The sequence below is a fragment of the Psychromonas arctica genome, from assembly GCF_038155225.1.
In the GTDB taxonomy this organism is placed as follows: domain Bacteria; phylum Pseudomonadota; class Gammaproteobacteria; order Enterobacterales; family Psychromonadaceae; genus Psychromonas; species Psychromonas arctica_B.
Map to the genome: position 1 here is coordinate 1 of NZ_JBAKBA010000036.1, position 12,168 is coordinate 12,168.

Genomic DNA, 12,168 nt, shown 5'->3' on the forward strand with positions numbered 1-12,168 from the left:
TGGCTCCCTATGCATGCAGAGTAATTATTGAGCACCAAAGATCAACACGCCCTAGATAGTCTTTTATATATTGGTTGGTTTTTAATGTACCAATCTACTAAATTATTTTCCATTTCACTCTCGATAAATGATTAAAAGCTAACGCCTCTGTAACAAGCGAATTTGTTGTGAAGTATTTTGTGTAATACTGACGCGCAGCGTCAACACAAAATACGTAGCTAAAATTTGTCTTAGTTTACTGACTTGTTATGCAGTAAGCATATTGATGACGCCGATTATTGCTACTCCAAAGCTTAGAAGAAACATAACCAAAACCCATCTCATCTTATGTATTTGTGCTTTAATAGGTTTAAAGGTAGAAAGTGAACTTCTCACACCAAAAATATTAAAAAAAGCAGAGAAAAAAGTATAAACTTGATTTTTATAGCCACTCATTTTTTTTAAGTCTTGTGCATCGGATAATATAAATAGTTGCACGAGTGTGATGATCCAAACACCCCCAAGTATCGATGATGTGAAAAACGCAATAATTAAGTATATATCCACTATTTACCTTGCTGAATAACGCTTTGCTAAGCGGCTAAAATGGCTGGCTATAATAGCGAGGTACGAGCACAGCCAGCTGTTTGTGTCCGTTTAAGCAACTTGTTAACTTTTTGCTAGATAAGGTAAACCATCACAAATAACTTCTAATGGCAATACGCTCAAAGGTATACTCTTAAACTCCATAAAGCGTTCATCAAGAATTTTGTTAAACTCCTTTACGTCCTCAAGATCTTTTACCAAAACAGCGACTACTTCAGAAGGAAGAGTCAGATTCCCTCTGGCTCTCCATTCTCTTTCATGCATCCAACTGATCCATTTTGAACCCTCGTCATTAACCTCTAGCCTGACAACTCTCCAGATTTCATTTACAGGTATAGCTAAATCAATTAATTCATCATCAGAAAGGTACATTACAGGCCTACATCCACTTTGATATGCAACGGGCTTTTTAAGTACGATTCCATAAGGCTCATATCTAGGTCTATCGGGATTAGTATTTTCTTCATTTAGTACATGCTTTAGGGCTGAAATTGGTATATCCATTAGACATGTAGCTGTATTTGGACCTTTTATATAACCAGTGTGATCGCTACCAATGAGCTCCCCTGCCATCAATATATCGATTAAATTACTAAATGCGTTTCGTTTAGAACCTGAGTTTTCGGTTCGTTTTGTCAAATGAACCAAATACGGTGATAAATCAGGTCTTGTGCTAAATGGTAATTTATTGAAATCTGACATATTTTCCCATCTAAAAGTTAACGCCTTGCTAACTGGCGCTAGGTTGGGCGTTGTTTTTGCGTTTTTTTCTTTTGCAAAAACAATGACCAGCCGTTATGCGTCCGGTTGAGCAACTTGTTAGTTTACAGCGTGCTGTTAAGGTTTTATCCGAAACCGCACACAAAATTTACATTTTGGTTTTCAACTTGAAACCAATTTCATTGAATTTTCAGTTTAAAAACACAATGAAATTGCCCAACATTAAACAGCACATTTCATATATTTCACTTCAATTTAGGGGTGAATTAACCAAGCGCATTTAGCACAAGGTAAATTGTAAAACAGCCCCTTTTCAAACTGTTACTCTGCTTGCAGATTTGCAATATTTAAGCAAAACAAGATCAAAGCAGAGAACCACAAAACTTACTTTTTATTACCACTCAACATAACCAAAAATTACAAAAGCGGAAACTAACAGCTTATTATACGGAACTTATCCGCATTTTCCGTGGATAGATAGAACAGTATATTTTATTTAAATTTGATACAAGAGTAACAAATTATATTAATTAAACAATGTGTTAAAAACAAAAATAAAACCTTAATCATGTGGATAGATAGAAAAAGTCCGTATTAACAACAAAAATACGGAACAACGCCTATACTGTATATAAGAACATATGAATTAAGTAAGGAGCAAATATGAAATCTCCATTTTTGTCAGCAGTTACTGAAAATATGCGCATGAAGTTTTATGCAGAAAAAACAATTAAAGCTTATGTATATTGGATAAAGTCTTATATTTACTTTAATAATAAAAAACACCCATTTGATTGCCATGATAAAGAAGTAGAGTCTTTCCTTTCTTACCTCGCGAATACAAAAAAAGTCGCACCACCTTTTTATTCTAAGATAATGTCAAGCCTTAGCCCTAAATGCATTAGTTTATTTATATCGAGATTTTTTAGATAAACCATTAACTTTGACGCTTAAGTTTAAAAAACGAATACACAACCCAAACTACCGATTGTGCTGACACCCGAAGAAGTTTCGGTTTTGCTAGCAGAGATTCCGGTATCAATCTCACTCCCTTGTTATTTATTATACGGGAGTGGGTTGAGGCTAATGGAGGCTGTTAAATTACGAATACAAGATATTGACTTTGATTACCTCTCAATTAATATTTGGCATGCTAAAGGAGGTAAACATCGCAGAGTAACACTTGCTCCTGAACTTAAGGGTGTTTTACAAGATCAAATAGCTAAAGTTCATTTGTATTATCAGGAAGATATACAACGGGCTGATTATAAAGGAGTTTATTTACCTTATGCATTAGCAGGTAAATACCCGAATGCGGCTAAAGAATTCAAGTGGCATTACCTATTTCCTTCGTCCCTGCTATCGATTGAACCAGGAACTAAAAACCTAAGACGTCACCATATACATGAAACAAATATTCAAAAAACAATAAAAAAGACGGCACAAAAATTGAACTTTAGTAAGCAAGTTACCCCTCATACATTACGCCATTCATTTGCAACTCATTTATTACAAAGGGGAGCAGACATTCAAACTGTACAAGAGCAATTAGGCCATACAGATATCCGTACCACACAAATCTACACTCATGTATTACATGCGGGTGCAAATTGTGTAAGAAGTCCGCTATCAGATTTAATGATTGATAGAAAATAAAGTAAGTGGAGAGTAATTGCTATGTTAACAATATTATTTAAAGGCATTAGAACCTTAGAAATAAGAAACTTAATAATATAACTAACTCGCTATGCCCCTTTCCAAGATAGAACTAAAAATTAATAAGGTCACCTGTGTGGCTTAGTTGTCTCTCAGGATAAGGAAGATCTGTATCTTCTGAAACGCTGTAAATAGACCAAAAAATTATTAATTCTAATGTCTGCTATGTCGGAGCAGCTGACATTAGATATTTCAAAATAACACATAAACCCTATGTCGCTTTGTGCCCCTTTCCGACTTAGAAAGCAGATTTTCTATACACGGCCGATGAAGAAGTTATTATCAAAATTCATTTTCTTCAATATTCCTTCTAACTCATTAATCTCTTCTTTTTCTACACGCCTCATATCAAGAACATATTTATTTTCTTCATCAGAGATTTCAACAATATCATCTCCTAGCGCCACGCTTTTTAGACGAAAGCTATCTTCAATGTTTTTGAATGAAACAGATACACCACGCTCATAATCTTCTAGAAAACTCTCATAACTTGGTGTCCTCATAAGGATGAGACTTTCTATGTCACCAGGATCTGAATCATAAACTGCAAATGATAAAATCAAGTCGATACCATCGTCTTCGATATTAATAAAACTGACATTTTCCATCGCTCGTATTTCACTTATCTCTTGTTTTAAATTATGGCTAAAGGTTAGCATCACAGATGGCAAAAAAAAAGAGTGACAGACAAGCCTTTTGCATAAATTCAGCAAAAAGGTTGAATGTACACCATCTCCACCACGTATGGGGGGAGTAAATTTTGATTCAGAAACAAAGGGGCAAGACTAAGAAAACTAACTCGCTAACGGCACCATAGCGGCTTACAAAACTAAAAATTTGTGTTCATAATTATGCTTTGCTTTCGGACAAAAGCGAGCGTTATTTTTCTTTCCATGATGATGAAAAAAAATTCAGTAAAGACGCTTTAATATTCACTTCGCATGTTAAAGCTAACTCGGCTTTGCCCCATTTTCAGTTATTGCATCTGATCATTCACAAGCTATCTGTGGTGGTATGCCCGGCTAAAAAATATCCGAATTTTCTCTAATGTGTTTCGTAAATTATCTATGCCACATTGTGTTTTAAGTTAGATTTTCTGTACGATATTTGGTTTGGTATTTGACTTACTTTTTTTCATGACAAAAACTCTAGCTATGTGCCCAGTTTATTCACCTGCTACATATACCACATTGGTCTTAATACAATACACTTACTTTAGCTTATCAAGCGTGCCTCTGATTTTTGATAACATTTCCTTATCCGAACTGATATGGGAGTCTTTTATTACGATAGTTTTTTCTGATTCAAATACAGTTCTAATTTCATTCTCAATTTTATCAATAGTAGCATTTAATATAATGAGATCTTTTTCAACTTGATCTTTTATTGCTTTTACGCTGCTTAATCCATTATGTAAGTGAGGAAATAGCTCATTAATTTTGAACTTGATTTCGCTTTGGTTACCTTTAATTAGTGAATAGTCACCCTTTAGGAACTTATCACTAGAGCTAACCATTTCATTAATGACGAGATTCATAACATCCTCCTTAGACATAAAGTGCTCAGTTGTCTATTAGGATGAGTTAACCTGTATCTTCTGAAACGCTGTAAATAGACCAAAAAATTATTAATTCTAATGTCTGCTATGTCGGAGCAGCTGACATTAGATATTTCAAAATAACACATAAACCCTATGTCGCTTTGTGCCCCTTTCCGACTTAGAAGCTATGTATTTATGCCCCAAATACCCGAACCACAACAACTTGATAACGGTTTCAAAAAGCAAAGCCTTGTTTGGGAGGACGCTTTGCAATATTCAAAAGGTGAAAATAATTTAAATTGTTCACTAGCCAAAGCTTTATATTTATTAATTGGCTTTGTTGTTAGCTGATATATTTTCACTCCGCAACACTAACTTATTCGCAATAATACTGTGTTAATAAGTAGAAAGATCGTTGAGGACTAGCCTTGTTAATTTAACAGTGTTGAAACTTTAAATGTGATAAATAAGATGACCAATTCTTACTTAATTCTACTGAAATGACACAGATTTTTGAAAATCTACCAGCTGTTCTGACCACTCTCAATTAATTAAGTTAATTGTTGCGCATCGTTCTTAACGAATCACATCGACTCTTAATTTATGTCACTAAGAGTCGTCTAGTAAATGGAAATTTATAGGCTTTACAAGCCTAAATCCGATAAGCTTGGGTAATCTAAAGGGCGTATTCCATCTTTCCATAATAGTTTTCGTTTAGACTCGTCTATTTTAAGGTCGTTAATGCTGGCATAACGTTCTTCCATTAGTCCTTTCTCATTAAATTGCCAATTCTCGTTGCCATACGATCTAAACCATTGCCCTGATTTATCTTGCCATTCATATGCAAATCGAACGGCAATTCTGTTATTTTTTACAGCCCATAATTCTTTAATTAATTTATAGTGTTGCTCTTTTTCCCATTTTTGGGTTAAAAGAGTAATAATTTCTTGCCTTCCCGTTATAAATTCATGTCGATTACGCCACTTACTATTTAGTGTATAAGCTGTTGCAACCACTTCTGGATCCTTGGTATTCCATGCATTTTCAGCTTTACGTACCTTCTCAATCGCTTCCTCTTCAGTAAAGTTAGGTATCGGGTATCTCGTTTCTTCAAGTGTAGTATTCATATAGTCTTCCTTCGATAGTCATTGTAAATTGACTGATATCCCCTGATGAATACCAAGCATTTAATTATTCGGACAAATCTATTTTTGCAGCAAGAATGTAAAAATACACACTTCCTGCAATAAAAGTGTGCAAGTTAATATATAAACACATGGTGGCTCTAGGTGCTTAGGTTCTTAAGTTCTTAAGTTCTTAAGTTCTTAGATGCTTAGCCGTTATGCAATTCAAAATTGAAACCGCCCTATTATTTCAGGGCATTTAGCTTTTCAATATTTCATTTTTTATAAAGTGTGCGTCTTTCCCTACATGGAAAAAACGCCCTGAACCCCATGTATTCATCCAATTTAAACCTAAAAAGTACAATCCTTCTACTGGGCTAACACCGCGTTTTTCTAGTGGTAGTCCTCGTTCATTAAAAGCGGGTAATTTAACCCAATCGAAATTCATTCTAAAACCTGTCGCCCAAATAACGGTGCTTATTTCACTTGTGTTCATATCAAGCGCTGATGGCGTGTCAGGCAGGTAGTTTGAATGAATATTATCGTCTGCAGGCGCTTCAATGTTGTTGTGTTGAATGTATTCTTCAATTTTGTCGGTAATACGTTTTGCTGAGTTGTCTGCGTCCGTTAAATGTTTTGATAAGTCGTCTAAAAAGTTTGCGACACCGTTGTTTACTTCACCTAATTGGCCATAAAGTTTCATGCCTTGTTCAGCAAATATGCGTAGGTTTAAATCGCGGCCACCATCTCGACCGGTGACATAATGGTTTGTTGAATGTGGTGCATTCTCACCATCGGGATGTTTATCAATGGTGGTGTCGTAGTAGCCCATGTCTTCAAGCCATTGCACGACGTCTTTACCGCGGTAACGTCTGTTTACGCGCGGGGCATTACCGACACAAAGGTGAACGTTTCGTCCTTGTAGGTGAATATCTTCAGCTATTTGTGCGCCACTTTGGCCTGTACCTACTACCATAATGTCGCCAGCGGGTAGTGATTCTGCATTTTTATAATCACGCGAATGAATATGTTTTATTTTTTCAGGCATATTTTGTGCTGACGGTAAAATAAAGGCTTGGTGGTAGCTACCACAGGCAAGTACGACTTTATCAGCGGTGTAATGCTTTTTAATGTCATTACAGTTTGTTGTTACATGAAATATATCGTCTACTTTTGTTATTGAATCAACAACGCTGTTGAACACGACTGGTGGCTTAAATGAATCAAAATAAGATTGTAAGTAATTAATTATTTCGTCTTTAACCATAAAGCCATCTGGATCGTCGCCTTGATAATGATGACCTGGTAGTTGGCACTGCCAATTGGGAGTAACTAAACAAAATTCATCCCAACGTTCATTTTTCCAGTTATATGCAATTTCACCATTTTTTTCAATAACTAAGTGAGAGATGTTGTCTTGTTTTAAATGGTAACTCATTGACATACCTGCCTGCCCTGAGCCGACAACAATAACAGAATAATGCGTTGAGTTAGACGAAAGTGAGTTTGTGGTTGAATGTGTCATTGTTAGCCTATTTTTTAATTAAAAACGGTAACGCAAACTTTACCGTTTTTGTGTGTATTAATGAGTTGGTTATATTTACGTTCGATTTTTGATTTTTCGTCGCTTGCGGCAGAGCAATAAAAACCATACGTACTTTTAACGCGCTCGGATGCAGCATCTAATGCTTGATCAACAGTGAGCTTAAATTTGCTAAGGTCATACTCAATATCTACTGATAAGTAATTGTGAATAACCGTAGATGGGGAGTAATAGTTAACTATTTCTCCGTCAGGCCAATTTACGGTAAAGTTTACTGCTGGCATATGTTGATCCTTAAAGAGGCGCTTTACCCATACAGGTAAGCTGTTCGTGATTTATATCCCAAAATTCAGATGATGAATGTTGGGTTTGAATATGTATTTTTCCGCTGTGATTAAACGTACCGACTTCAACACAACTAAGGTGGCTGTTAGCAAAGTATTTATTTAATTCTGCTGCTTTTTCTGGGCGAACGGCGAGTAAAAAACCAAAGCTTTGAAAGGCTCTAAGCCATCGTATGTCGTGTGGATTTTCTGGCGCGGGAATGGTGTCTATATTTATGTTTACGCCGCATTTGGTTAGCTCTATCATCATGATTAGCGTCCCCATAATGCCGCCGTTACTAATATCTTTCGCGGCAATAGCGAGGTCTTTTTCAGCAAGGTCTGCTGGAATGCCCCACTGCTCTTGAATTTGTTCGTCTGTTTTACCTTGTACACAGCCCCAATAAGGTAAGTTGCCATGCCAGCTTCCAGTAAGGTCTGACAATATAAAAAGCTTGTCTTCGGGTTGTATGTGGTAACACGATAAGAGTTTTTCAGCATAACCAGTGATGGCGACCGCTAAATTAGGATGCATTGATGCATTAATACTGCTGTGACCGCCTGAGAACTGAACACCGAACGTAGTACACGCACGCTTTATATGAAAAATTAACGTTTCACTTTGCGCTATGTCGTTATGCCAAAAAGCATTGGCAATGGCGGTTGGTCTTCCCCCCATGGCGGCAATATCACTTACATTCGCCATTACCGATGACCATCCAGCAGCTCTTGGGTCTTTTTTTACAAAATCAGGCAGCATGCCTTCCATTGCTAATAGCTGATAGCCGCTTCCTGCTTTAAATGCCGCGCAATCATCGCCGGGTAATGCATAAAGTTGTTCAATATTTTCAGCATGTTTACTTTCTTTATAAGCATGTGAGGCCGCTATTTTTATTGCTCTTTTAGCTTCTATTTCAGGCAATGCTTTTAAGCTACGGCATAGTGACTCAAGCTCACCTTCAGGTTCAATATTTGCTTTATAAATAGTCTGACAATGATTCATTGCAGATCCCTCGTCATAAAGGGATACATGTCTAAGTTAGCTTCCATGTGCACATGAGGTTTGCCCGCTACCTCTATTGAACCGAGTGTTTTCCAGTGTACGGATTTAAAATACTTTTCATTTTGAGGCTGCACCGTTGCTAGAAACGTTTGACAACCAAGATCTTTAGCACGAGATACCGCTTCGTTAATAAGCGCTTTGCCAATATTTTGATAACCGCGATAAGTACGCGCAACGCAAAGTCGACCGCCATACCATGTGTTGTCGGCGTCAGAGATTTTATAAATACGCACCGCGCCTGCGATTTCTTCACCAATTGACCAATTAGACGCTAACGCAATAATAGGAATAGCTTCAAAGTCTTTTGTATCTTTCTCTTTTCCCGTCAATATTGTTTGTTCTTGGGTAAATGTTTTATTACGTAATTGAAAATATTCCTGCTTTTCCCATGGAGAAGTCGCGACCTTTACTTGAATATGTTGCGAACGAAAACTTGGAAATACATCGTTAATTACCGCAAATTTAGCTTTAGCCATGGTATTACTCCTATTCGTAACTTTTCATTGATGAGCATGCACCACATTTAGCACAGCCAGCTTTTAATGAATCAGAGGTCATCATTTTGTCTTTCAAAATTGGGCCTAAGGTAGAAAAAATACGTTTCAGCATTTCAGGATCAGGCATGGGATGATTTTCTAACGGCGTGCCTGCAGCAGGCGTAAATGGCACAACAAACGGATAAACGCCTAAGTCGATTAACAGGGTGCTTACTGAAATGATTTCTTCTTCTGTATCGCCAAGCCCTGCCAGTATATAAGTGCTTACATTGCCTCGACCAAACACTTTCACAGCCGCTTTATAAGCGGATATGTAACGTGACATTGGCACACTCGCTTTGCCGGGCATAATGGCTTCACGTACTCGTTGGCTAACGGCTTCTAGGTGCATACCAATGGCGTCAACGCCTACGTCTTTTAGCGCTTGAAACCAAAAATCATCTTCAGGTGGCTCACATTGCACCTGTAAAGGAATATCAACCGCAGCTTTAACGGCTGTCGCACTTTCCAGTAACATTTTTGCGCCACGATCTTTTAAATTAGGAGTACCGGTGGTCATTATCATTTGCGTAATACCGTCGAGTTCAATCGCGGCTTTGACTACTTCAACTAATTGTTCAGGCTTTTTATGCGCGATAGTTGCGCCACTTTTTAATGATTCTTCAATGGCACAAAACTGACACGAGGTTTCTCTGTTGCCGTAACGTACACACTTTTGAAAAACGGTTGTCGCTAATACATTTTTGCTGTGTAAGGTGGCTATTTTTGAGTAAGGTATGCCCTCTTTTGTTTTCAATTTATAAAAATTAGGTTGCGCAGGTATGGTGGCTTTATCCACTAACGTGTCATTTTCATAAATTAAAACGTGGTCTTTGTTTTCACTATAGGTTGCTGAATAATTTGATTTTTTAACTTGATCATTAAAAATCGGCACCATGGTAGTTTGCTCTGCAAAATTAAATGCCTTGTGATCGGTTGGTCCTGCACCACCTTTGCGATTTAGGTCATATTCATCCATATCAAACCAACGTATACCAAGCGTTTGAAGGTCGGTAAGTTGTTGCTTATTCAGCCCCATAATTACAATTCCTCAGCAGTAATGATTGGTGAGTCAGTCGGTTTTTTCTCTTGTTGGATACCTGACAATTTACTCATGTCGTGCATATGTGCAGTGGGTGTTTTATCAATCAGTAAACTTAATAGTTCTGGACGACTGTAATGCCCAACAGAATCCATCATGCGTTTACGTTTACTGATTAAGCTTAAATCTAATTCAGCAACACAAGCACCTTCACCTGAATCACTTCGTAAAGTTTCGCCTAGTAAACGACCTTCTGGCGACACAATTGCGGTGAAACTTCCGCCGCTAATGGCTTCGATAGGGCAACCCGTATCATCTATTATTTGCTGCTGTTGTTCTGGGCTTAACCAGCTAGTGGCATTTACTACAAAACACCCACTTTCTAGTGCGTGATGGCGAATGGTGACTTCGATTTGCTCAGCAAATATTTCCCCTACTAATGAACCGGGAAACATGCTGACATGAATTTGTTCGTGATCAGCCATTAAAGCGTAACGTGCCAATGGGTTGTAATGCTCCCAACAGGCCAGTGATCCAACACGGCCTACTTTGGTATCGACAGCGGCTAAACCTGAGCCATCGCCTTGTCCCCAAATCATGCGTTCATGATAGGTTGGCGTAATTTTTCGTCGATGCTGAACAAGCGTGCCGTCAGCATCAAATAATAATTGTGCGTTATAAAGTGTTTGGTTATCGCGTTCATTAATACCAACCGAGACAACCATGTTCGCGGCTTTGGCGGCCTCTGCAATTTGGTGTGTATAAATTGAAGGTACTTCAACACTTTCTTGCATTAATAAAAGATGTTGTTTTCCCATTTGGTAGGGAGGTTGAACAAATGAAAAATAAGGATAATAAGGCACTAATGTTTCTGCAAAAACAACAAACTCAACGCCATCTTTACCAAGCTTGTGAATCCAATCGCATATCTTATTGACAGTACCTGCACATGAGTAAAGTACTGGACTACATTGAACCGCAGCGGCAATTATTTTTGTCATCGTTTGTGCCTTATTATCTTATTTTATTAATATTAATCAGAGCTTAGCTAAGTAGAGATACTGCTTAACTTGTCCAGGTATGAACAACAAATGCATTTTCTTTTGCCATTAATAGTTGTAAGTCCATTACGTCTAAAGGATTAATTGGGCGTATACCTTCCATTAATGCTTTTTCTGTTTGGCCATATAATGCTTGAAGCGCAAAGCGACATGCGTAAACCTCACCACCTTCATCCATGAATTGTTGAATTTGAGTGTTGTATGCCAAATTACCAGGGAAAGCTTCTGAACCTAATGTTGGAAATCCACGTTGCACGCCTAAAAGTACACCTGGTCCGTATAACAAAATTTTTGTTTCAAACCCTTTGCGTTGTAAACGCTTAGCTTGTAATAAATTCACTAAACCAATTGAGCCTTCAAATGCAACGGTATGAAATGTAATTAACGCTTTTGCACCTGGTTCAGCTTGTACATCTTCAAAGACCTTTTCTTCGTAATCTACGAGAAAATCACCCGTTTTATGCTGCTCTTTATCGACTTTTGGCATGTTTAAATCCTCTAAAGTTATTGTGTATCACGTGACTACAAAATTGTTAGTTCACTGACTCAGCTATAGCGAAAACTGTGCCAAAATAAAAATAAAAAAATTACCTTTATATATCAACAACTAACAATATTTTTCATTCATTTCACCAAAAGCAGAAATTACTCAATATCGTAGTTGTTACGTAAATTAGTGCTTAATCACGAATTTGAGTAATATAAAGTGATGTTTGAATATAATGATGTGAGTATTGTAATTTTAAGTACCGTGTAAAAAATCGATTAAATATAAGCGAAGCATAAAAGCCTTTTATATAAGGGGGTTTGGTTGGTGGTATTTTTATGAAACTGAATGGAAAGTTGAAATAATTACGATAATGAGTAACATTAGATGCATTTAAGCATGATGACCTGCTCATTAATGTTAAAAAT

12 protein-coding genes and 1 pseudogene are annotated in these 12,168 nt (G+C 37.2%); 1 reads left to right on the top strand and 12 read right to left on the bottom strand.

Annotated elements, in window-relative coordinates:
- Positions 1-246 precede the first annotated feature (246 nt).
- A complete protein-coding gene (locus V6255_RS13800; RefSeq protein ID WP_341628679.1) occupies positions 247-546 on the bottom strand; it encodes a hypothetical protein in 300 nt (99 codons plus the stop codon).
- 102 nt (positions 547-648) lie between these two features.
- On the bottom strand, positions 649-1,287 hold the full coding sequence (locus tag V6255_RS13805; protein WP_341628680.1) for a hypothetical protein: 639 nt from the start codon (positions 1,285-1,287) through the stop codon (positions 649-651).
- 681 nt (positions 1,288-1,968) lie between these two features.
- Between V6255_RS13805 and V6255_RS13815 the strand changes: the two are divergent.
- Positions 1,969-2,961 (top strand): annotated as a pseudogene (locus tag V6255_RS13815) (integron integrase).
- A 314-nt stretch (positions 2,962-3,275) separates the two neighbouring features.
- On the opposite strand, the gene V6255_RS13820 reads toward V6255_RS13815, so the two are convergent.
- The 10 genes from V6255_RS13820 to V6255_RS13865 all read right to left on the bottom strand — a co-directional run bounded on the left by V6255_RS13820 (position 3,276) and on the right by V6255_RS13865 (position 11,740).
- Complete coding sequence (locus V6255_RS13820; RefSeq protein ID WP_341628682.1) at positions 3,276-3,629, bottom strand: hypothetical protein; 354 nt, start codon at positions 3,627-3,629, stop codon at positions 3,276-3,278.
- 602 nt (positions 3,630-4,231) lie between these two features.
- On the bottom strand, positions 4,232-4,558 hold the full coding sequence (locus tag V6255_RS13825) for a hypothetical protein (RefSeq protein WP_025565766.1): 327 nt from the start codon (positions 4,556-4,558) through the stop codon (positions 4,232-4,234).
- Positions 4,559-5,205: 647 nt separating this feature from the next.
- Positions 5,206-5,688: a nuclear transport factor 2 family protein gene (locus V6255_RS13830; protein WP_341628683.1), complete on the bottom strand. Its 483-nt coding sequence runs from the start codon at positions 5,686-5,688 to the stop codon at positions 5,206-5,208.
- Positions 5,689-5,944: 256 nt separating this feature from the next.
- Positions 5,945-7,210 carry an MSMEG_0569 family flavin-dependent oxidoreductase gene (locus tag V6255_RS13835; RefSeq protein WP_341628684.1) on the bottom strand — a complete coding sequence of 422 codons (1,266 nt, stop codon included), beginning with the start codon at positions 7,208-7,210 and terminating at the stop codon, positions 5,945-5,947.
- A 14-nt stretch (positions 7,211-7,224) separates the two neighbouring features.
- On the bottom strand, positions 7,225-7,512 hold the full coding sequence (locus V6255_RS13840; protein WP_341628685.1) for an MSMEG_0570 family nitrogen starvation response protein: 288 nt from the start codon (positions 7,510-7,512) through the stop codon (positions 7,225-7,227).
- 10 nt (positions 7,513-7,522) lie between these two features.
- Positions 7,523-8,554: a sll0787 family AIR synthase-like protein gene (locus V6255_RS13845; protein ID WP_341628686.1), complete on the bottom strand. Its 1,032-nt coding sequence runs from the start codon at positions 8,552-8,554 to the stop codon at positions 7,523-7,525.
- On the bottom strand, positions 8,551-9,090 hold the full coding sequence (locus tag V6255_RS13850; protein WP_025565772.1) for an MSMEG_0567/Sll0786 family nitrogen starvation N-acetyltransferase: 540 nt from the start codon (positions 9,088-9,090) through the stop codon (positions 8,551-8,553). Before V6255_RS13850 ends, V6255_RS13845 begins: the two co-directional genes overlap by 4 nt.
- Before the next feature lie 10 nt (positions 9,091-9,100).
- The gene (locus V6255_RS13855; RefSeq protein WP_341628687.1) at positions 9,101-10,189 is read right to left on the bottom strand and encodes an MSMEG_0568 family radical SAM protein; all 1,089 of its coding nucleotides are present in this window, start codon (positions 10,187-10,189) and stop codon (positions 9,101-9,103) included.
- Between the two features lie 2 nt (positions 10,190-10,191).
- A complete protein-coding gene (locus tag V6255_RS13860; protein ID WP_341628688.1) occupies positions 10,192-11,193 on the bottom strand; it encodes a Nit6803 family nitrilase in 1,002 nt (333 codons plus the stop codon).
- 64 nt (positions 11,194-11,257) lie between these two features.
- Positions 11,258-11,740 carry an MSMEG_0572/Sll0783 family nitrogen starvation response protein gene (locus V6255_RS13865; RefSeq protein WP_341628689.1) on the bottom strand — a complete coding sequence of 161 codons (483 nt, stop codon included), beginning with the start codon at positions 11,738-11,740 and terminating at the stop codon, positions 11,258-11,260.
- Positions 11,741-12,168 lie beyond the last annotated feature (428 nt).